Raw genomic sequence first — 21,828 nt, 5'->3', positions numbered from 1 at the left:
TCTGTCTCAGCCGGTGCGTCGATGACATATGACCTTGCTTGGCCCTCGCGACGGGCGATGTGCAGCGCAAGCCGCCAGCACGACTGGACACTGAGAAAAAGGCCCCGGCGCAGTGCCCGGGGCCGGTGTCATGCTGGGCGATTGCCGTTCTGCGTCAACTGGCCAGCGCCATGGCCTTTACGTCGTCCGGCACGATCAGCTTGGCCTCTGTTGCCGCGACCACATCCTCGACACTGACGCCTTCGCCGGTTTCGCGCAGCACCAACCCCTCTTCCGTCGGTTCGATGACTGCCATCTCGGTCACGATCAGGCTGATCCGGCGGTCAGAGGTCAACGGCAGCGTACATTCCGGCACGATCTTGGGCTTGCCCTTCTGGGTGTGCACCATGGCGACGATGACCCGCTTGGCCCCGGTCACAAGGTCCATCGCGCCGCCCATCCCCGGAACCATCTTGCCCGGCACCATCCAGTTGGCCAGATGCCCCTTTTCGTCCACCTGAAGCCCGCCCAGAACGGTCATGTCCAGATGGCCGCCGCGGATCAGGCCAAAGCTCATCGCGCTGTCGATCGACGCCGCACCGGGCACCGCGGTGACGAAACCGCCGCCCGCATCGGTCAGGTCACGATCCTCCATCCCCTCGGGCGGACGGGCGCCAAGACCGATGACACCGTTTTCCGCCTGAAAGAACACGTGCAGGTCATTCGGCACGAAATTGGCGACCATGGACGGCAGACCGATGCCGAGATTGACCAGCATCCCCTCGCGCACTTCCTGCGCCACCCGGCGGGCAATGATTTCCTTGGCGTCCATCAGTGGGCCCTTTCCAGGATATGGTCGACCAGTACACCCGGCGTCTTGACCGCGTCGGGCGAGATCACGCCCACGGGCATGATGTGATGCGGCTCGGCGATCACCGTGTCGGCCGCCAGCGCCATGACCGGATTGAAGTTGTGGGCGGTCAGCGTGTATTCCAGATTGCCGACATAATCGCACTGACGCGCATCGATCAGCGCGAAATCACCGCGGATCGGTTTTTCAAGCAGGAACTTCCGGCCGTCGATCTCGATGACCTGCTTGCCTTCTTCCACAAGTGTTCCGACCCCCGTCGGCGTCAGCACGCCGCCAAGGCCCACGCCGGCGGCACGGATGCGTTCGACCAGCGTCCCTTGCGGGACCAGTTCGATCTGCATCTCGCCCGCGATCATCTGGCGCTGCGCCTCGGGGTTCAGGCCGATATGGCTGACGATGGCATGGCTTGCGAGTTTCGCGTCCACGATCTTGCCCATGCCCTGCCCCGGGCGGCACAGATCGTTGCCGACCAGCGTCAGGTCCTTTACGCCGCGCGCCACGATGGCGTCGATCAGACGGTGGGGCGAGCCCACCCCCATGAAACCGCCGATCAGAAGCACCGACCCGTCCGGGATCATCTCGGCCGCTTCTTCGGGTTTGATTGCACTCTTCAAGCCACTGTCCCCTGCTTGCTTTCCACCAGATCGCGCGCCGCCCGCGCGATCACGATTTCCTCGTTCGTCGGAATGATCAGCACGCGCACCCGGCTGAAATCGGTGGAGATCATCCGCTCTCCCCGCAGGTTGCGGCCCTCGTCGATCTCAAGCCCCAGCCAGCCCATGCCTTCGCAGACCTTTTCGCGGATATGCGCCGAATTCTCGCCAATGCCGCCGCAGAAAATCAGCGTGCTGACCCCGCCCAGCACGGCGGCAAGACCGCCGAGTTCGCGCCGGATGCGGAAGACGAAATAGTCGATGGCCTGCCGGGTTTCTTCGGTACCCGCGGCCTCCAGCGTGCGCATGTCGTTCGACAGCCCCGACAGGCCCACAAGGCCCGACTGACGATAAAGCACATCCTCGATTTCCGCGGGGCTCATCCCCTCGTTCTGCAGCATGTAGAGGATCACGCCGGGATCAAGCTGCCCGCAGCGGGTACCCATCGGCAGCCCGTCAAGCGCCGTGAACCCCATGGTCGAGGCGACCGAGCGCCCGCCCATCAGCCCGCACATCGACGCCCCGTTGCCCAGATGCGCAACGATGGTCCGGCCCATATGCAAGTGAGGCGCGATCTCCTTCAGCGTCTCGGCGATGTACTGATAGCTGAGCCCGTGAAAACCGTAGCGGCGCACACCCTGATCGTAGAACTTTCGCGGCAGCGCGAAGGTGTCGTTGACCCAAGGGTGGTGACGATGGAAGGCGGTGTCGAAACAGGCCACCTGACCCGCATCCGGGAAAAGCTCCAGCGCGGCGCGAACGCCGGACAGGTTCGGCGGCTGGTGCAGGGGGGCGAGCGGTTCGAACTGGGCCAGACGCTCCATCACCGCCGGGGTCAGTTCCGTCGGCGCGTCGAAGTCGGGCCCACCATGGACCACCCGGTGCCCGACGGCAGCCAGCCGCATCTCGGGCCGCTGTTCTCTCAGAAACTCCACGATCCGGGACAGCGCCGCGCTGTGGTCGGCAACATGGTTACGACCATATTCCTGATCGATCAGGACATGGCCGTCCTGCCGCTTGGCCTTGATATGGGCGCGCTCGCCGGGACCGATACGCTCCATCAACCCGACAATGCGGGCCTCCGGATCCTCCGTCGCGTCCCCGAGCTTGAAAAAACCGAATTTCAGCGAGGACGACCCCGCGTTCAACGTCAGCACATGGGCCATTGACCTACTCCGCCGCCTGACTGACCGGCAGTTGCCCGGTGATCCGCGCGTTATGAAGCGCCGCAACCGCGCAAGAGGCCAGCCGCGCCTTGTCATCGTCCGAGCGGGAGTTGAGGATGATCGGCACCTTCGCCCCCATCACCACGCCCGCGCCCTCGGCATGACTGATATAGGCAAGCTGCTTGGCCAGCATGTTGCCCGCGTCGAGGTTCGGCACGACCAGCACCTCGGCCCGGCCGGCGACCTGGCTCTTGATGCCCTTGGTCCGCGCGGCGCCAAGATCAACGGCGTTGTCCATCGCCAGCGGGCCGTCCACCTGCCCGCCCGTGATCTGGCCGCGTTCGGCCATCTTCGACAGAAGTGCCGCGTCAAGCGACGACGGAATATCGGGGTTCACAGTCTCGACCGCCGACAGAACACCCACCTTGGGATCGTCGATCCCGATGGAGCGGGCAAGGTCGATGGCATTCTGGCAGATGTCCATCTTGGTGCGCAGGTCGGGGGCGATGTTGATCGCCGCGTCGGTCACCAACAGCGGATGCGGCACGCCGGGCACGTCCATCACGAAGACATGGGTAAAGCGGCGGCCAGCGCGCAGGCCGTTGTCCTTGCGCAGCGCAGCCTTCAACAGCAGATCGGTGTGCAGATGCCCCTTCATCAGGGCCAGGGCGCGCCCCGACGCCACCAGGTCGACGGCAATATTGGCGGCCTTCAGATGGTCGGGTTCCTCGATGATCTCCACCCCGTCGAGAGAGGCGCCGATCTCTTTCGCCGCCGCGACGATCTTGGCGGTATCGCCCACGAGGATCGGCGAGATGATCGTGTGCTGTCCGCCCAGAAGCGCACCGCCCAGCGATTTCGGTTCTTCGGGTGCAACCACCGCGGTCGGCAGGGGCGCAAGCGGTTCGGCGCGTTCGATCAACGCATCGAAATGGCGATGGCGTTCGACCAGAAGGCCCGGCACTTCGAGGTTCTCGAAAACCATCTTGCGGCGCGGGGTCTGCACATGGGCCTCTCCGCTCACGATCACCGCGTCGTCGGATTTGCGCGTGACCTCGGTCGCCATGACAAGACAATCGGGCGGCCGTTTCTCTGTCACCGTCACCCGCGCGATCAGTTCGTCCCCGACATGGGCGCGCTTGTGAAAATTGAAATTCTGCGCCCGGTAGAGCGTACCGGCCCCCGGCAGGATATTCCCAATCACCGCAGAGATCAGCGAGCCGACCCAAAGCGCGGGCGCCACCGCCTCTTCCTGCCCGTCCCCGTCGCCATCATGGCGGGCCAGATGCATGGGGTTATGGTTCCCCGACGCCGTTGCAAAGACATAAAAGTCGTCTTCGGTGCAGATCCGTCGGACCTCGGCGGTGTCGCCAACCGCGATCTCGTCGAACACGCGGTTCTCTTCAATTCTCATTCCGCAGCCTTCCCTGAAAATGTCGTCTTGTCCGTGCCCGCCTTGCCGTCCGCCGGGGCATCCCCATCGGGGGCCGGGACCGGGGCCTCTCCGGCTGTCTCGGGCATCGGTTGTGCAAGCGGGTCTTCCAGAACGTCCTCGCTGACCGGGGGCAGGTCCAGAACCGCCCGGAACCGATCCAGCGTTTCCCTTGTATGGTCGGCCATCTCTGACAGGGGGCCGGGGATGTATTGCACGACCGCCATGGCCAGTTCCCGTTCGGCGGGGTCCGGCAGAAGCATCGGCAAGGCCTCAATCGCGCCGTCCGGGTCATAGGTCGCCAGAATGGACTGTTCGTGCAAAATCCGTGCGCGTTCATCCATCGTCAGCGAGGCGAAGGGTTCGTCCTGGTTCAGAACGCGGGCCGAACGTTCCAGCCGGTCGCGGCGCACCGCACCGCGGCTGCCGGCCAGAAGGATCAGCATGCGGATCACGGCCTCGATAAAACCACCCTGGGCCTTGTGCGACAGGACCGTCTGCACCAGCGGCAGGGCGCGCAGTTCCCCGACCGTCTTGCGCGTGCGGCGCACCGCATCGGGCGCCCCGAAAGCCCGTGCCCAGGGGTTGTTCCACATCGCGTAAAATGACATCTCGGCCGCCGCGTTCCGCATGTCGCGCGTGAGATCCAGCCATTGCTGCGTCAGGTCTGCGCCAAAGCGCTCCATCCACAGAAACGGGTTGTCGATCGCCGCGCGGTTACGGTTTTGGCGAACCTTTTCCGCAGCCGTCGCCCACGGGGCAAACCACGGGTTGAGCGACGAGAACACCTGCCGCTGGACGCGAAGCGGGTGCATGTCGCGCACGGCACTCGCTGTTTGCGGGCTGACGGCGCTTCGGATGACCGGCCGAACAAATGTATCATAGGCCTCTGTCTGGATCCGGCTCATCCGGGACACCGCCGCAAAGGCCCCTTCCTCCGTCCGGGGGCCGGCCAGCTTTTCAAGATCGGCGAACCGGCGGGCCGCGAAGGAGACCAGGAACGTGCGGTCCTGCCCCCGCCCCTCGGTCGCGTCGATCTTCATCTCGTATAGGCCCGGCCCCAGCGCCTCGATGGTCTTCAGGGTTGAAGACACCTCTGTATGTTCCTTCTTGGCGATCTGGGAGGACACGAAGATGCCCAGATGCCCGACCTCTTCATGCACCATATAGACGATGCGCTGTCCGCGTATCTTGATCTCTTCCACGCTGGCATAGGCGTCGAGGATCCAGTTCAGCGCCTGCTGCGGCGGGGTGATATTGTCGCCGTGGCTGGTGAAGACGATGATCGGGGCCGCGATCTGCTTGATATCGACCAGCCGGCCGGGTTCCAGCATCGCGGTGTTCTTCGTCAGGCGGTTGCCGATGAAGAGCTGCTCGACCACCCAGCGGATCTCGGCCTCGTTCAACATGAAGAAGCCGCCCCACCAGCGTTCGAACTCAAGGAAACGCGCCCGGGCCTTGGGATCGTCGACGGCGGAAAAGACGTCGTAAAACTTCCGGAAATAGGTCCGGCCGGGGTTCAGCATCTCGAAATTCATCACGAGATTTGCGCCGTCGAACACACCGCCCCCGAGGTCGGACCAGAACATCGGCTGCCACGCCCCACCGTGCAGGCCGCCGGTATAGCGCATCGGGTGCTTGGCGATCTGGCCCGACCATGTCGCGACCGGCGCCCCGTTCAGCACGATCGGCCCCGTCAGATCGGGGTTGGACGCGGCCAGCAGCAATGTCGCCCAGCCCCCCTGACAGTTGCCCATGACCACCGGCCGTGCGCCCTTGGGGTGGCGTCGTCCGACCTCGCGCACGAACTCTGCCTCCGCATGGGCAACATCGGCCAGTGTCTGGCCCGGTTCGGGGTCGCGCTTGAAGGCCACGAAATAAACCGGGTGCCCATCCCGCAGCGCGACGCCGACCTGGCTGTCGGCCTTGAAGCCCCCGATCCCCGCGCCATGACCGGCGCGCGGGTCGATGATGACATAGGGACGCTTGAAATCATGCACCTCGCAGCCCTCGGGCGGGAGGATACGCAGGAGTTGGTAGTTGCAGGGGCGCGCCATATCGGCACCGTCCAGGATGACCTCATAGTCATAGATCAGGACCGGCGGGCATCCGGCGGCCTGATGGGCACGAAAGATGTCGCCGCGCTCCCTTAACACATCCGCGAAAAGGACCCAGCGTTCGCCCGCATCGCGCAGATATTCCCGATACGCGGAGGCCATGGCGGCGGGCGACATGTCCTTGCCGGTTTCCCGCGCGACTTGCAGCAGGCGGCCCACCTGCTCGAACATCTCGTTCAGGCGTTCGATATGACTGCTGGAGATATGCTGGCCGTGCCGCGTCGCAACCTCGGTCAGAATGGCGGCATTGTCCAGAAGCCCCGTGGCCTGTGCCCCCAGCATCGCCAGCCGGTCCTGCACACGGTCGCCGGACGCAACCATCATGTCGTTGAGCATGTTTGCGGAGCGGCTCGCCACTTCTTTTTCCGCGGGGGCGTTCATTGGGCATCTCCGTCTGGTGGTTTGCGTCGCAACACGAATTTCGACCGGGCCCGACGGCCCACGAGAAACAGTCGTCCCGTCCAACAGGGCCACGCCGCGGGGCGCCATGGGGCGCTCTGCGGTCGTCCGGCCTGCGATCCGCTTCCTTTCTGGAAAGGCATCATTGAACGTTCCTCGGGGCTGGGCAACACCACCCATTTTGCACCTGCAGCGTAGTCTTGTCCAATGACAGCCGCGTAACAATGTCACGGCACCCGCCGCGCGCCCGGCCCGGCGCTCAGGGCCTGTCGAACGCGCGGCGCCACGGGCCGGCCGCGGGGACCCGGACCGTGCATTTTTACGCCCGCGCACATGTCCCGCCAAGTTTTCGCCCGCGCGGCACTCCGCGTGCCCTATGGCAGATTCCATCCGCCGGCGGTCATGCGCGCCCCTCCCGACAGGTCCGGAAGGCAGCCCCATCTTTCGAACCCTGCGATCGGCGAGAGTTCTGGCAGCAGCCGACGCTTTGGCTTTGCCGCGTGAACCGAAGTGGAGAAGCCCGTTTCCAGAACCGGCTTGGCAGATGCAGGACAAAGGCGCACAGACAAGGGCACTGTCCATGCGCCAGGCCGGGTCAGGTAACATCCCTGTAATTGCGTTTCAAACGGGTACCAAAAGCGATAGGGACCCCAAAACGACCGGCAAGTCGCAAAGCTTGCCCCAACTGGAAGCATCGCAGCCGCAAACCGAAGTCCCCAACTGGCAAGTAACCGCCGATGCCAGGTTGGGGGCTTAGCCAAGCCTTTGATTGACAAATAGAGTAGCCACAACGGCCTTGTCGCAAAAGGGTTCTCACGCCAATCATGGTTAAGGAATATCTTCCCGAATGTTAACCAAAAGAATAGCTCTCAATCATGTCTTTAATTCCGGCGGCCCCTTGAGTTCCACAACAGCTAATGCAATATGAACGCAATGATAACACCACTCCGGCAGGAACAAGAATGGCCAAGGACATAGAAACGCTGGGGCTCAGCGAGCTCAAACAGTTGAAAAAGGACGTCGAGGCGGCGATCAACTCTTACCACGACCGCGAAAAGGCCAAGGCACGTGAGGTGCTTGAAGAAAAGGCCAAAGAGCTGGGTTTCGCCTCTCTGGACGACGTCGTCGGCAAAAAAGCGCGCAGGGCAAAACCGTCGGCGAAGTACCGCAACCCCGAAAACCACGCAGAAACGTGGAGCGGCCGCGGCCGTCGCCCGCGATGGCTGGAAGCCGCTTTGGCCCAGGGTGCGGAACTGGAAGACTTCCTCATTTCCTGACTTTCGGCGGCACGCGTTTCCACCGCGCATCGCATTTGTTAAAATTCGTAAACGGTCGGCCTTGTGCCGGCCGTTTTATGTTTGATCGGAAACCTTGCACGCATTACGTGATTGCCAGCGAATACCGAATACCCGCTCACGGAAACTTGAAATTCAAAGCGCGGGCCCAATCACAACCATAAGCCGCAATACCCTTTCTCAGCATCCCGCTTCAGTCGGCACGGCCTGCACGGTTGTCATGGCGGTTTTGCTTTCCTCTCCGCAGTCAGAGCGATAAAAACCGGCAAGACTGCGGCAGTATCCACGAAAGGCGCCCAATGACGCGTGTGTTCATCACCGGCACCGCCGGCTTCATCGGCTACCATCTTGCGGAGCTTCTGCTGTCGGAGGGGTTTTCCGTCCACGGGTTCGACGGCTTTACCGACTACTACGACATCACGTTGAAGCGCCGTCGCGAAACGAACCTGCTGCAGCACGAACACTACGCGTCGACCGAGGCGATGCTGGAAGACGATGACGCACTTTCCCGTGCCATCGATACGTTCGAACCGGACATGATCGTTCACCTCGCCGCACAGGCGGGCGTGCGCTATTCGCTGGAAAACCCGCGGGCCTATGTCGATGCCAACCTCATCGGCACGTTCAACGTGATGGAAGCCGCGCGGCGCCATGCAGTGAAGCATCTTCTGATGGCGTCCACCTCATCCGTCTACGGCGCCAACACCGAGATGCCCTTTACCGAGACCGACAAGGCCGATACGCCGCTGACGATCTACGCCGCCACCAAGAAGGCGACAGAGGCGATGGGGCACGCCTATGCCCATCTGCACGACATTCCCACGACCATGTTCCGGTTCTTCACCGTCTACGGGCCGTGGGGACGGCCGGACATGGCGCCGATCAAGTTCGCCCTGCGGATCGCCAAGGGGGAGCCGATCGATATCTATAACCACGGCGAGATGTGGCGCGACTTTACCTATGTCACCGATCTGGTGCGCGGGATCCGCCTGCTGATGGATGCCGTCCCCGAACGGCCCGCGGACGGCATCGTGCCCGAGGGCGACAGCCTGAGCCCCGTGGCGCCCTTCCGCGTGGTGAATATCGGCAATTCCGACAAGGTAAAGCTGCTGGACTTCATCGAGGCGCTGGAAGGCGAACTGGGCCATCCGGCCATCCGCAACTACATGGAAATGCAGCCGGGCGACGTGCCGGCCACATGGGCCGATGCGACGCTCTTGCAGCGGCTCACCGGATATCGCCCGGAAACCGACTTCCGTGAAGGCGTGGCGCGTTTCGTGGCCTGGTTCCGCGACTACTACGGGCACTGACGCCGGCGGTCGCGCGCCCGTTCAGAAGGTGAAGTCGGGAAGGCTGTCCAGCGCCGCCTTCAGTTCCTCCCCCCACCCGGTGGAGATCGTCTGGAAATACGGGTCATCCGCCCCGATCCGGATGCGCTTGCCCAGCGTCAGACTGTCGGCTTCATAGGTCTGCAGATCGAAGGGCAGGCCAACGGACAGGTTTGCCTTCACCGTGCTGTCAAAGCTGACCAGCATGACCTTGACCGCCGTCTCGAAACTCATCCCCGAGTCGTAGGCCCGCACCAAAATCGGCTTGCCGTATTTCGTCTCGCCGATCTGGAAGAAGGGCGTATCCTCGCCCGCCTCGATGAAATTCCCCTCGGGATAGATCAGGAACAGCCGGGGCGGCCCGCCCTTGACCTGCCCGCCAAGGATCATCGTGGCGTTGAAGGTGCTGTCCGCGCGCTGCCCTTCCTCGGCGTGATTGGAAATCACTTCCTTCAGGGTATCGGCCACCAGCCGCGCCGCCTGAAACATCGAGGGCACCGCAAGGATCGAGGGATCACGCTCATTATGGGCCTTGGTGCGTTCGTCAAGGATGCTGACAACGGCCTGCGTTGTCGCCAGGTTGCCCGCGGTCATCAGGACCAGAACGCGCTCGCCCGGGTCCTCCCACGTAAACATCTTTCGAAAGGTGGAAATGTTATCGACGCCCGCATTGGTCCGGGTGTCCGACATCATCACCAGCCCGCGGTCCAGTATCAGACCGAGACAATAGGTCATCCCCGCGCCCTCCCCGGGCCGCTACTGCTGCGCAACCTCGATCTGCACCGAGAGGGCCTCGCCGCTTCCGCCCTGCCGGGAGCCGCGTACAGGGGCAGCCTCGTCATAGTCAAGCCCGGTTGCAACGCGCACGTAGCGCTCGTCGGGACAAATCTCGTTCGAGACATCGAAACCGACCCAGCCCAGCCCCTCGACGTAAGCCTCGGCCCAGGCATGGGAGGCCTCCTGCTGTGTCAGGCCATCCATCATCAGATAGCCGGAGACATAGCGTGCCGGGATCCCCATCTCGCGCGCGCAGGCAACGAAGATATGCGCGTGATCCTGACAGACGCCCGCCCCTTCCGCGACGGCCTCTTCCGCGGTCCAACCCGCGTGGGACACGCCGACCTTGTAGGGGACCTTCTCAAGGATGATCCCCGACAATGCGTGCAACCGGTCAAGTTCGCCCTCACCCTCGACCAAACGCACGATTCCACGGCACCCTTGGCCCGGCTTCGTCCGCTTCGTGGCGCGGCGGAACAGCCAAAGCGGTGCAGGCCCCCGATGCAGCCCGACAACACCGTTGGTGTCTTCAAGTTGCACCTCGCCGGTGCACTGAACCACCAGTTCGGTCACTTCTTTCTCAAAACTGATCAGGTCCACAGTGTTGTTGTGGTGATCCTCGAACGTGACTTCCTTGCGCCCGCCCTCGACCACCGTGGTCCAGTAAAGAACCGTCTGCTGGTGGCTGTTCTTGGGCGTCTTGCGCAGTTGCTGAAGCCCGTAGATGACCGGGTCATCAAAGATATAGCGCGTGGTATGTGTGATCTTCAGCCGCATCGCGTCACTCATAGAACCTGTAATCAACCTCGATCTGCCGGCCCAACTCGCCCAGCGCCGCCATGAGGTTTTGCAGGTATTCATGCAGCCCCGAATCAACGATGGCGTCGATATCGTTGACCATGAACCGCTCGTTCAACCGGTCCAGAAGCTCGTGCGAGGCATGGCGCACACCATAGTCCGCCGCAAGATACTGCATATTGTCGTTGATCTTGGAGACGGCGAATTTCAGGCTGCGCGGCATCTTGCGGTCGAGGATCATGAATTCCGCCACGTCGCGCGCGGTGGCCTGTCCGCCATGAACCATCCGGAATCCGCCGCGTGCAGAAACCGCGCTCAGGATCGTTTCCCATTGGACATTGTCGATGGAAGACCCGACCGCATTCACCGAGGGCAGCAAGACGTAATACTTCACGTCCAGGATGCGCGCGATGTTGTCGGCGCGTTCAAGATAGGTGCCGATGCGGGCGAAATTGAAAATGTCGTTGCGCAAGAGCGTGCCCTGCGTCGTGCCCCGCACCAGGGCCGTACGCGCCTTGATCAGGTCGATCACCGCGGGAAGATCGCGCTCGTTCACCTTTCGGGAGAGGGCATCGGTGATCTTCATGTAACTGCCGTTTACCGCCTCCCAAACGTCATGGGTCAACGCGGTGCGCACCATGCGGGCGTTCTTTCGCGCCGATCCTATGGCGGACAGCACGGAGGACGGGTTTTCCTTCGACCGAAGCATCCAGTCGATCACCGCTTCCTTGGTCACGGTATCGTAATGTTCCCGGAACGCCTTTTCGCCATCGGTGGTCTGCAGGACCGATGTCCATTCGTCATCGGGCGTATCGAGCCGCGTCAGCGCAATGCGCTGGCCGGTTTCGACAAGGCGGGAAAAGTTCTCGGCACGTTCCAGATACCGGTACATCCAGAAGAGGCCATTTGCGGTCTTGCCAAGCATCGCGTCAGTCCTCGAGCACCCAGGTATCCTTGGTCCCGCCCCCTTGGGAGGAGTTGACCACGAGCGACCCTTTCTTCAGCGCCACGCGGGTCAGACCGCCGGGCGTGATCCTGATCCCGGCGGGGCTGACCAGCACGAAGGGGCGCAGATCGACATGCCGGGGGGCCAGCCCTTTGCGCGTGAAGATCGGCACGGTCGAGAGCGACAGAGTCGGCTGCGCGATATAGTTTCCGGGCCGCGATGTCAGCTTCTTGCGGAACTCCGCGATATCCTTCTTGGTCGCCGTCGGCCCGATCAGCATGCCGTAACCGCCGGAGCCGTGAACCTCCTTCACCACCAGATCTTCGAGGTTGTCGAGAACATAGGCCAGCGCGTCGGGTTCCGAACAGCGCCATGTCGGCACGTTTTCAAGGATCGCCTTCTCGCCGGTGTAGAATTCCACGATCTCCGGCATGTAGCTGTAGATCGCCTTGTCGTCGGCAATACCGGTGCCCGGCGCATTGGCAATCGTGATCCGGCCGGCGCGATAGACATCCATGATACCGGGAATGCCCAGCGCACTTTCGGGATTGAAGTTCAGCGGATCGAGGAATTCGTCATCCACCCGGCGGTAGAGAACATCGATGGGCCGATAGCCTTCGGTCGTGCGCATCGCGACCTTGCCGTCGACAATGCGCAGGTCATGCCCCTCGACCAGTTCCACGCCCATCTGGTCGGCAAGGAATGCATGTTCGAAATAGGCGGAGTTGTAGATGCCCGGGGTCAGCACCGCGACCGTGGGTTTTTCCTCGACATCGCCCGGCGCACAGGCGGCCAGCGACCGGCGCAGGTCGGCCGGATAGGTCTGCACCGGCTGCACCCGGTTCTGCGCAAAAAGTTCGGGGAACATCTGCAGCATCGTTTCGCGGTTTTCCAGCATGTAGCTGACGCCGCTGGGCGTGCGGGCATTGTCCTCAAGCACATAGAACTGGTCGTCACCGGTGCGCACGAGATCGATACCGACGATATGGGTATAGACGCCCCCGGGCGGCTTGACCCCGATCATCTCGGGCAGGAAGGCATCATTCCGGGAAATCGCCTCTGCCGGGATACGGCCGGCCTTCACGATTTCCTGGCGGTGGTAGATGTCGTAGAGGAAGGCGTTGATCGCCCTCACCCGCTGCTCGATCCCGCGGGAGAGCTTTTGCCATTCGTGGCCCGAAATGATCCGCGGAATGATGTCGAACGGGATCAGGCGTTCCTCGGCCTCGGCACGGCCGTAGACGTTGAAGGTAATGCCCGTCAGCCGAAAGACTTCCTCGGCCTCGCGCTGCTTGGCGCGCAAACGGGAAATGTCTTCCCCCTCGAACCAGTTCTGAAACCGCGCATAGGGCCGACGCAAGGCCTCGTCCCGGCCCCACATCTCGTCGAATATATCCGTCTCGCTCATGGTGGTTAAGCTATTTGCCGGCTTGACCCGCGGCAACCGAATTGCGCTTTCGCCCGTGGGAATTGCGAAACGAAAGCCCAAAAAACTGGCACTTTCAGGACGCCACACCCCCGCGGTTGCGGCCAAACGCGGTGAAAGCGCATTTCATGCGGACAGAGTGCGGCAAAGCGGGCCTGCGGCGCGTTCGCGATACGTCCATGCGCGCGCGCCGCCTTGCGGCGACGGCGCATTCTTTCGTACCGCATTCGCACCCGGGGGGCGGCTGTCTCAGAACAGCGTGATCCCCAGATCGGGCTTCGCTTTGGGCGGTCTCGGCGGTGTCCGCTCTGCCGGGGCCTCTGTCGGCGGCAGCAGGACAAGACGGGCAGCCCCTGTCGCGGGCCGGAAATGCAGGCGCCGTGCCTGCTGGCCGCCCAGACTCTCCGACACCACCTCGAACCCCTCCCGCTTGAGGTAGGAGCGGGCAAAGATCACGTTCTTTTCGCCGATATCCTTGAATGCCGCACTGACCCGGGCCCCGCCGAACAGCTTGACCTTCATCTCGGTCCGCCGCGCGCCGGCCTTCAGCAATTCGTTGATCAGAAGTTCCATGGACATCGCGCCGTATTTCAGCTCGGTCTTGCCTTCGCCGTCATCGCCGGGCAGCAGGAAATGGTTCATGCCGCCAAGTTTCGCAACCGGGTCGAAGACACATGCCGCAATGCACGACCCCAGGACCGTGGACAGAATGACATCGGCATCGCGCGAAACCCGGTATTCGCCCTGCACGACGGGCACGATCCGCCCCGTATCCCACTCGCTGCGCGCGGTGGTCCGCATATTCTGTTCTGCCCTCATGCTGCGCTCCGCCGACTGCAATTATCCAAGATCGCTTCTCCGATCGCATCCAGGGGCAGCTGGCTTGCCACCGCTCCCAATTCGTAGGCCGCCCTCGGCATGCCGTAGACAAGGGACGTCGCCTTGTTCTGCCCGATCGTGTGGGCCCCGGCCTTTCTGAGGGCGAGCAGGCCCTCCGCCCCGTCACGGCCCATGCCCGTCAGGATCGCGGCGGTGACCCGCGGCGCGATCGAAACGGCGGACTCGAACAGCGCATCGACCGACGGGCGATGCCCGGAGCGCAAGGGCCCTTCCCGCAGGCGGCAGTGCAGCCCCTTGCCGGCCCCGACCTCAAGATGATGCTCCTTACCGGGGGCAAGCAGCACAGTCCCCGCGGTCAGCATCTGGCGATCCTCGGCCTCGACCACCCGGGCTGCGGTGTTGCGGTCAAGCAGCCGCGCAAGCCCGGAACTGAAGGTGCCGCTTGTGTGCTGGACAATCAGCGTCGGCGGACAATTCACCGGGAAGCAGTCAAGCACGTTGATCAGGGCGTCGACGCCCCCGGTCGAGGCGCCGATGAGGATGATCTTGCCGGTCTGGAACGAAAGCCCGGACTTCGGGTGCGCCTGCGGCGCCTGCTTTGCACCGCGCCCCAGATGCACCTGCAGCAGGGATTCCCGAAGTTCCCCGTCGCTGACGCCACGATGGGTGATGGCCACGTCCGGGCCTGTCATGGCCGAACTCAGCCGCTGCACGCTGGCATGGCTGTCGGCAATCACGACACACCGGATGCTCAGGGCCTTGAAGAGGGTCAGCAGCACCTCGAATTCCGGCAGCCGCGCAAGTTCTTCGGCGACAATCACCACTTGCGGGGGCCGGCTTTCGGCGGCGTGGTAGACCTCCGTCAGGCTGGAGACGCACAGTCCCAACGACACGGCACGCATGGAGTCGACGGCCGCCGCGAGCCGGTTTCTGCCTTCTTCCTGCGGATCAGCGATCATCACTCGCATCTGGAACCTCTTCTTCTCTGGCACTCCGGTCGCGCGCTGCCACGCGGTCTCAGAAATCCTGCCAAGCGCTTTCGTTCACGGCATGTTTCGTTTCAAAGGACACGCGCGGCGCCGCAGCGGCGCGGGTCGTGGATTCTCGTGCCGCGCTGCGGCTGAATTGCAGAACCGGCACGCTGACCTCTGCGGCGTGCCCGACCCCGCCCCGCAGACGGAAGCGGGCGACGAGGCCTTGCAGATTCGCGGCCTCCTGCTTCAGCGTCGTGGAGGCGGCGGTCGCTTCCTCGACCATGGCGGCGTTCTGCTGGGTGACCTTGTCAAGCTCGGTCACCCCCACATTGATCTCGCCGATCCCGACCGACTGCTCCTGCGAACCAGAGGCGATATCGCTGATCAGTTCGGCGATATTGCTCACCCGCTCGACGATGTCGGCCAGCGCATCCCCGGTCCGGTTCACGAGGGACACGCCCGAATCCACCTGATCGGAACTGGTCGAGATCAGGTGCTTGATCTCCTTGGCCGCGTCGGAGGACCGCTGCGCCAGCGCCCGAACTTCCGAGGCGACGACCGCAAACCCCCGGCCCGCTTCGCCTGCCCGGGCGGCCTCGACCCCCGCATTCAAGGCAAGAAGGTTGGTCTGGAACGCGATATCCTCGATCACGCCGATGATCTGACCAATCTCGTCGGAAGAGCGCTTGATCCCGGACATCGCATCGATGGCATCGGTCACGACCCGGCCGCTTTCCTCCGCCCCATTTCGCGCGTCTTTCACCACGGCCTCGACCTCGGCGGCCCCGTCGGCCGCGGCGCGAACGCTCGACGTGAGTTCATCGAGGGCGGCCGCCGTTTCTTCCAGGGTGGCGGCCTGGTTTTCGGTCCGCTGCGACAGGTCGTCGGAGGCGGAGTTGATCTCTTCGGCGCGGGTATGGATCTCGGTCGCGTTCTCGACCACCGACCCCATCAGGTCGTTCAGCGTCTCGACCGTCGCGTTGAAATCCTGGCGAAGTTCCTCATAGGCTTCGGGGAAGGGCTCATCCAGCGACCGGGTCAGATCGCCCGATGCCAAAGAGCGCATCGCGCCGCTGAGTTCCTTGACCACGCGGTCCTGCCGGACCCGGTCTTCCTCCCGCTCGGCTGCCAGTGCTTCGGCCTTGGCCAGCTGGTCCCGGAAAGCCGTCAGGTTACGCCCCAGAAGGCCGATCTCGTCCAACCGCTCGGCAACACCCACGCTTTTGGAGTAGTCGCCCGCGGCGACCTCGTCCATCGAGCGCACGAAGGACCGCAAGGGCACCGTGATGGTACGCGACCCAAGCGTGCTGACGACAATCGTGACGACAACCCCGGCAAGCACAAAGAGGATGATCCGGTTGCGCAACTTCATCAGGTGCGCCAGGTACTCGCTCTTGTCGAGTTCGGTGACCAGCACCCATTTCGCGAAGCCCATGTCCAGCGGGACCGTCAGGGCAAGGCTTTGCGCGCCCGACAACCCCTCGGTGCCGTAGAAGAGCCCGGTTTGCCCCGCCTTCAGCGCCTTGATGAAGGGAACATCCCTGACCTGCTGAAGGATTTCGAACCGACCGTCGAAGCGGGAATAGGTGCGCGATTTCCCGTCCTGCCCGACGATGTACATATCGCCAAGATCGCCAAGGGCCGAGGCGCGGTTGACGATCGCCGAAAGCTCCTCATTCGGCAACTGGATGGCAAGAACGCCGACACGAAGGCCGAGGCCGTCGAAGACCGGTGTCGCCATGAAGGCCGCGGGCGCATTCGCACTGGGGGCGTAGGGCGCGAAATCGACCACGGCGATCTCTCCCGGCGCGGCCGATGCCGCCTCACGGTAGACCGCGCCAAGGCCCGATGCCCCAAGCTCTCCGCGCAAGGCGTTCTGGCCGAAATCATCTTCCTTCGCGACGGTGTAGATCAGGTCGCCCTGCGTATCGAACAGGAAGATGTCGTAGTATCCCAGTTGGGTCAGCTCCTTGCGGAAGCGTTCGTGAACACGCTTGTGGGCCGCGGAATAGGCAGAGCCGTCCCCGGCATCCTGCAGGTTCTGACGGTCCGCCTTTGGCAGGGGGTTGCCCAGCACATAGGCCTGGCGCACGGACGCCAGATCGCCCCCGTCGCTGGCGATGGCCAACCGGAAATTCCGCACCGACGCTGCGATGAAGGGATTGGACGCCTCGGCCGCAAGCTGGGCCTTCTTGTCGTCGACCCAGCCTTTCACGCGCGCGGCCTGGTCCTTGGCAAGCGCCTCGACATTGGTGACCGTCGTGGCTTTCTGGGACTGGTAGGCTTGTGCGTAGAAGAAAAGACCCATGCTGGCTGCGATGGCGACGACGATCAGCGCAATCGAAAGCGGAAGCCTTTGTCTTATCGGCATCTCTAGCAATCGTTTGAGCATCCCGTCCATCCTCGTTCGCATACCGCTTCAGCGCAGTCCGAGCCCAGTTCAATCCGTCCTATTCCGTGACCGATTGAGATCCGGTTACCCCGTGCCACCCCCAACAGGGGGGATGGCAGAAATCGTTTCAAAAGAAATCGATATGGCCGCCGGAATGGGGCGTTTCCCGAAGGGTCGTCCCCCCCAGATGGCAGCGCAACTGGTCAAGGCGCAGCCCGTCGATGATCTCGGGCGGCACCGTCAGATCCTTGGGGAGCGTTTCCGACAGCGCCTTGCTGAACGGCCCGAGATCCTCAAGGATCTGGATGACCAGATCGACAAGCTGCAATTCGCTCGCCCCGGTCCTTGCCGGTGTCGTTTCGCCTGCGTTCATCAGAACGGCACGTTCGTACCGGCGCAGAAGCTCTGCGGCATGACCCATTTCATGGCCGAGAACGCCCAGAACCGAAGCCAGATCCGGGCCGTCAGGCATGGGTTCCGGGCTGGGTTCCATCACAGGCGCCCAACCACGGCTTCGATGGCCTTCTTCATCGTCGCGGTCGTGAACGGCTTGCGCACCAGGTTGTTCAGGCCCAGCTTCTGACCTTTCTGGATCAATTCCGGCGTGGGCGTGCCCGTCACCAGAATATAGCCAACGCGCGAGGTCGACTTGTTGCGACGCAGGCCTTCCAGAAGTTGCAGACCGTCCATGCCGGGCATGTTGTAGTCGGCCAGAACCAGATGCACGGGGTCGGCCGCAAGACGCTTGAGCGCCCCCTGGCCGCTGCTTTCGGTCGCGATCTGATAGACCCCAAGCTCTTCCAGAGCCTGGGTCACCAGGCCACGGCTCACCGTCATGTCGTCAACAACCATGACCCGGAGGGTATCCTTGAGTGACACGTCCTTTTCCTTTCCTTAGGCTGATCCCGCCGGTGCGGCGGATGCGCTCAGCGAGCGTTTGCGATAGGCGGTAACACCGGCCGGCTCGATCACCGATGTTGCCGGTCCGGTCACCCGCTCCGAGTGACCGATAAAAAGCATGCCGTCGGGGTTGAGTTTTTCCGCGAGGCGTTGCCACAGCGTCTGCTGTGTCTTCGTGTCGAAATAGATCGCCATGTTCCGGCACATGATCACGTCGAACCGGCCGGCCATCGGCCAGTTGCCGTTGATGTTGAGTTGCCGGAACGCGACCAGCGTCCTCACATCGTCACGGACCTGGCGGTTGGGCTTCTTCCGTTCGGAACTGTTGAAGACCTGCCCCTCCCACTCACCGGGCGGGAACTTGCACAGGTCGTCGGAATAGACGCCCTCCTCGGCCTTGCGCAGCACGAACGGATCGAGATCGGTGGCGAGGATGCGAACATCCAGCTTGCCGGCCTCGGGGCACAGGCGCACCACGCTTCCGGCCAGCGAATAGGGCTCCTGCCCCGACGAGCATCCGGCAGACCAGAGCCGCACCCGACCACCCGACCGCGCCTTGGCCACCAAAGCCGGCAGAACCTCGCCCTGCAACTGCTCGAAGTGATGCGTTTCCCGGTAGAAATGGGTCACGTTCGTCGTCAGGACCGAGATGAAATGGTCGGCTTCCTCGGCCAGGTTGGCGCGCAGGTATTCGTCATAGGCCGCAAATCCATCGAGCTGCAGCGCAATGATGCGACGGCCCAGTCGGGAGTGGATCATCGCCTTCTTCGACGGCTCCAAGTGGAGGCCGTATTCGGACTTGGCGAAGGCCGCAATGCGCCGGAAGTCATCCTCTCCGAAGGGGATGTCCCGCTGCGTGCGCGGCGCGATGGAGTTCACGGGCTTGTTCATGCTGCGTCTGTCAGTCCCTGGGGCATCAGGACCTCGGGGGCGAGGATCCGCGACATGCCTTCCTCGATCGAGATCAGGCCAAGAATGCTGGTCGGACCGTCGCCATTGCCCATGGTCGGCGCTTCGCAGATCTGCTTGCCCTCGACCGTCAGGATTTCCGAAACCGACTCGACCAGAAGACCCACGGTGCGCGACCCGATGGCGACCACGATGATCACGTGCCGCGGCGAGGGATCACATTCGCCAAGACCCAGCTTGGCCGACAGATCGAGGATCGGGATCACCGCGCCGCGCAGGTTCATCACGCCCAGCACCGCGTCTTCGGCATGGGGCAATGCGGTGACCGGCGTCCAGCGGCGGATCTCGCGGATCTGCGTGATCTCGATGCAGAAGCTCTGGCCGCCGGCCTTGAGCGTCACGAATTCAAGAATGTCGTCGTCAGCCCATTGTTGCGGTGCCGGCATGGTCCGTCTCCTCTAGCGCTGCCATGTCGCGGCTGAACTGGCCGGCCATGGACAGGATGGCGTCTGTGTCGATGATGAGAGCGATGCGGCCATCGCCCAGAATGGTTGCGGCGGAGATGCCGTCGATCGCGCCGTAGTTGCCCTGAAGGCTCTTGATGACGACCTGCCGCTGGTCGGAAATGTCGTCCACGGCCAGCGCCACGAGACCGGACTGCTCTGACCGGATCAGGATCAGGATGCTGTCCGTCGATACGTCGGCATCCGAGGAGAAGCCAAGCAGGTTCGCGAGGTTCACGATGGGCACATAAGTTCCACGGATCGACAGAAGCCGCCCGTCGCGCCCGAAGGGAACGATATCCTGCGCCTTCGGCCGGATCGTCTCCACCACGCTGGACAGCGGCGCGACCAGGGTTTCCCCGGCAACATGGATGACCATGCCGTCCATCACCGCAAGGGTCAGCGGCAGCGCGATGGAGAACTTGGTGCCCTCCCCCTGCTTGCTGCTGATCGAAATGCGGCCCCCGAGAGAGGTGATCGCGGTCTTGACCACGTCCATGCCGACACCGCGCCCCGAAAGGTTGGTGACCTTTTCGGCGGTCGAGAAGCCGGCCATGAACAGCAGGTTGTCGATTTCCGACTCGGAGAGCTTGGCCTCGGCGGGAACAAGCCCTTTCTTGACCGCGATATCGAAGATCCGCTTGCGGTTCAGCCCGGCCCCGTCATCGAAGATCTCGATCAGCACGTCGCCAGAGGAATGGGCGGCCGACAGACAGATCGTGCCCTGCGCGGGCTTTCCGGACTCGGCCCGTTTCTCCGGGCTTTCGATGCCGTGATCGACGGAGTTCCGGATCATGTGCGTCAGCGGTTCGGACAGGCGTTCGACCAGCGTCTTGTCGATTTCGGTCGCCTCGCCCTCGGTCACCAGAACGACATCCTTGCCCAGCGAATAGGCCGCCTCGCGCACGATGCGCTGCATGCGCTGGAACAGCGGCTTCACCGGCTGGGCGCGAATGGCCATCACGCCTTCCTGAAGCTCGCGGGCCAGATACTGGTAGTCGTCCAGATCGCCCATGATGTCGGAATTCGCCGCGATCCCGCTGGCGATGACCTTCTGCAGGATCACAGCCTGGTTGATGATCAGCTCGCCAACGGTATTGATCAGCCGGTCGACGCGCTCGGGATCGACCCGAAGCGTCGTTTGGGGCACGGCCGACGATTTGCTCTGAGCCTTGGATTTGTCCGTCGCAGGCTCAGGCGACGCCGGGGACTTTGGGTCGGGGGGGGCCTCCGACTGAAGCGCCTCGGGTTCGGGCAGATCGGGCACAGCAGCGGCTTCGGCCGGCTCCGGTTCGGCTTCGGGCAGATCGATCGCGGCAAGCGCCGCGTCGTCCGCACCGCCATCGGTCGCGGCAAGATCGTCTTCGACCGCCTCAATCTCGCAGATGTCGTCGATGAAGGCAAAGACGTCCCGGATGCTGGCCTCGGAGACATTGCCACGCAACATCAATTCCCAGGACAGATAGCACCGGTCGGGATCGAATTCGGCCAGATCGGGAAGCGTGGCGGCGTCGCAGGTCACGTCCAGCGTGCCCAGTTCGGCCAGTTCGCCGAACAGCAGCGCGGGGTCATGGCCGTTGCGGAACATGTCCGGCGTTCCGGTGACCTTGACGCGATAGCAGACGTCATCGCCGGCTTCGACTTCCACCAGTTCGACCGGGTCGAAGGTGAGCGGCTCAAAGCCAAAGAGTTCTTCTTCGGCTTCCTCGCCACCTCCTCCGGCGGCGGGTTCTTCTCCGGCCCCGCCGGCCAGCTCACCCAGTTTTTCCAGAAGCTCCGGCATCGCCTCCGGAACCTCTTCGCTTTCAGCCTGCGCAAGGTCGACAAGGTCGGCCAGCACGTCACCGGCCCGCAGGATGGTGTGCATCCCGTCCGGATCGGGCGTCAGATCGCCCGACCGCAAGCGGTCAAGAACGGTTTCGAAGCGATGCGCGAAGGTCACGAGCGTGTCGAGACCGAACGCCCCGGCCGCCCCCTTGATCGAATGCACCGCACGGAAGATCGCGTGAACGGTCTCCTCCTCGGCGGTGCCGGCTTCAAGCTCCAGAGAGCCTTCGGAAAGCTGTTCCAACAGGTCTTCGCATTCTGCGAAGAAGGCGGCCTTCAAATCATCGCGCGACATG

General features: G+C 63.3%; 19 protein-coding genes. 2 read left to right on the top strand and 17 right to left on the bottom strand.

The genetic code is table 11. The annotated features are described in order from the left end of the window. Nucleotides 1-154: 154 nt before the first annotated feature. The 5 genes from RGUI_RS17280 to RGUI_RS17260 are packed head-to-tail and all read right to left on the bottom strand — an operon-like array spanning nt 155 to nt 6,599. Nucleotides 155-811, bottom strand: a complete 657-nt coding sequence (locus RGUI_RS17280) for a 3-oxoacid CoA-transferase subunit B (protein WP_081535235.1) — start codon at nt 809-811, stop codon at nt 155-157. After that, the gene (locus RGUI_RS17275) at nt 811-1,464 is read right to left on the bottom strand and encodes a 3-oxoacid CoA-transferase subunit A (RefSeq protein WP_081535233.1); all 654 of its coding nucleotides are present in this window, start codon (nt 1,462-1,464) and stop codon (nt 811-813) included. The genes RGUI_RS17280 and RGUI_RS17275 overlap by 1 nt, the downstream gene beginning before the upstream one ends. Then, on the bottom strand, nt 1,461-2,669 hold the full coding sequence (locus RGUI_RS17270) for an acetate/propionate family kinase (RefSeq protein ID WP_081535231.1): 1,209 nt from the start codon (nt 2,667-2,669) through the stop codon (nt 1,461-1,463). The genes RGUI_RS17275 and RGUI_RS17270 overlap by 4 nt, the downstream gene beginning before the upstream one ends. A 4-nt stretch (nt 2,670-2,673) precedes the next feature. Next, complete coding sequence (locus tag RGUI_RS17265; RefSeq protein WP_081535229.1) at nt 2,674-4,083, bottom strand: bifunctional enoyl-CoA hydratase/phosphate acetyltransferase; 1,410 nt, start codon at nt 4,081-4,083, stop codon at nt 2,674-2,676. Then, nucleotides 4,080-6,599 carry a DUF3141 domain-containing protein gene (locus RGUI_RS17260; RefSeq protein ID WP_253798572.1) on the bottom strand — a complete coding sequence of 840 codons (2,520 nt, stop codon included), beginning with the start codon at nt 6,597-6,599 and terminating at the stop codon, nt 4,080-4,082. Before RGUI_RS17260 ends, RGUI_RS17265 begins: the two co-directional genes overlap by 4 nt. Nucleotides 6,600-7,579: 980 nt before the next feature. Here RGUI_RS17260 and RGUI_RS17255 point away from each other — a divergent pair. Together RGUI_RS17255 and RGUI_RS17250 are read left to right on the top strand one after the other, a co-directional pair. Beyond that, nucleotides 7,580-7,894, top strand: a complete 315-nt coding sequence (locus tag RGUI_RS17255; RefSeq protein WP_081535227.1) for an H-NS family nucleoid-associated regulatory protein — start codon at nt 7,580-7,582, stop codon at nt 7,892-7,894. Nucleotides 7,895-8,211: 317 nt separating this feature from the next. Then, nucleotides 8,212-9,222 (top strand): GDP-mannose 4,6-dehydratase, encoded by a 1,011-nt coding sequence (locus RGUI_RS17250; protein ID WP_081535225.1) that lies wholly within the window; start codon nt 8,212-8,214, stop codon nt 9,220-9,222. A gap of 21 nt (nt 9,223-9,243) precedes the next feature. Here the strand turns inward: RGUI_RS17250 and RGUI_RS17245 are convergent, their stop codons facing one another. The 12 genes from RGUI_RS17245 to RGUI_RS17190 all read right to left on the bottom strand — a co-directional run bounded on the left by RGUI_RS17245 (nt 9,244) and on the right by RGUI_RS17190 (nt 21,827). Further along, nucleotides 9,244-9,975, bottom strand: coding sequence for a proteasome-type protease (locus RGUI_RS17245; protein WP_081535223.1), 732 nt, complete (start codon nt 9,973-9,975; stop codon nt 9,244-9,246). 21 nt (nt 9,976-9,996) lie between these two features. Further along, nucleotides 9,997-10,794 carry a transglutaminase family protein gene (locus RGUI_RS17240; protein ID WP_081536150.1) on the bottom strand — a complete coding sequence of 266 codons (798 nt, stop codon included), beginning with the start codon at nt 10,792-10,794 and terminating at the stop codon, nt 9,997-9,999. A gap of 4 nt (nt 10,795-10,798) precedes the next feature. After that, entirely contained in the window at nt 10,799-11,740 is a 942-nt protein-coding gene (locus RGUI_RS17235) for an alpha-E domain-containing protein (RefSeq protein ID WP_081535221.1), read from the bottom strand. A 4-nt stretch (nt 11,741-11,744) separates the two neighbouring features. Beyond that, the gene (locus RGUI_RS17230) at nt 11,745-13,169 is read right to left on the bottom strand and encodes a circularly permuted type 2 ATP-grasp protein (protein WP_081535219.1); all 1,425 of its coding nucleotides are present in this window, start codon (nt 13,167-13,169) and stop codon (nt 11,745-11,747) included. 267 nt (nt 13,170-13,436) lie between these two features. Further along, nucleotides 13,437-14,006, bottom strand: coding sequence for a chemotaxis protein CheD (locus RGUI_RS17225; protein WP_253798568.1), 570 nt, complete (start codon nt 14,004-14,006; stop codon nt 13,437-13,439). Then, nucleotides 14,003-14,995, bottom strand: a complete 993-nt coding sequence (locus RGUI_RS17220) for a CheB methylesterase domain-containing protein (RefSeq protein WP_081535217.1) — start codon at nt 14,993-14,995, stop codon at nt 14,003-14,005. Before RGUI_RS17220 ends, RGUI_RS17225 begins: the two co-directional genes overlap by 4 nt. A 49-nt stretch (nt 14,996-15,044) precedes the next feature. Further along, nucleotides 15,045-17,393, bottom strand: coding sequence for a methyl-accepting chemotaxis protein (locus tag RGUI_RS17215; RefSeq protein WP_172841180.1), 2,349 nt, complete (start codon nt 17,391-17,393; stop codon nt 15,045-15,047). Between the two features lie 127 nt (nt 17,394-17,520). After that, nucleotides 17,521-17,865 carry a hypothetical protein gene (locus RGUI_RS17210; RefSeq protein WP_156883017.1) on the bottom strand — a complete coding sequence of 115 codons (345 nt, stop codon included), beginning with the start codon at nt 17,863-17,865 and terminating at the stop codon, nt 17,521-17,523. A 20-nt stretch (nt 17,866-17,885) separates the two neighbouring features. Then, nucleotides 17,886-18,272, bottom strand: a complete 387-nt coding sequence (locus tag RGUI_RS17205) for a response regulator (protein ID WP_081535211.1) — start codon at nt 18,270-18,272, stop codon at nt 17,886-17,888. Nucleotides 18,273-18,287: 15 nt separating this feature from the next. Next, complete coding sequence (locus RGUI_RS17200) at nt 18,288-19,184, bottom strand: protein-glutamate O-methyltransferase CheR (protein ID WP_081535209.1); 897 nt, start codon at nt 19,182-19,184, stop codon at nt 18,288-18,290. Continuing rightward, on the bottom strand, nt 19,181-19,648 hold the full coding sequence (locus RGUI_RS17195; protein ID WP_081535207.1) for a chemotaxis protein CheW: 468 nt from the start codon (nt 19,646-19,648) through the stop codon (nt 19,181-19,183). The genes RGUI_RS17200 and RGUI_RS17195 overlap by 4 nt, the downstream gene beginning before the upstream one ends. After that, nucleotides 19,623-21,827, bottom strand: a complete 2,205-nt coding sequence (locus RGUI_RS17190; protein WP_081535205.1) for a chemotaxis protein CheA — start codon at nt 21,825-21,827, stop codon at nt 19,623-19,625. Before RGUI_RS17190 ends, RGUI_RS17195 begins: the two co-directional genes overlap by 26 nt. Nucleotide 21,828: the final 1 nt, after the last annotated feature.

The organism is Rhodovulum sp. P5, from assembly GCF_002079305.1.
Classification (GTDB): Bacteria; Pseudomonadota; Alphaproteobacteria; order Rhodobacterales; family Rhodobacteraceae; genus Rhodovulum.
Note: the sequence above shows the minus strand (reverse complement) of the source record. Positions and strands in the feature narration are given on the sequence as shown.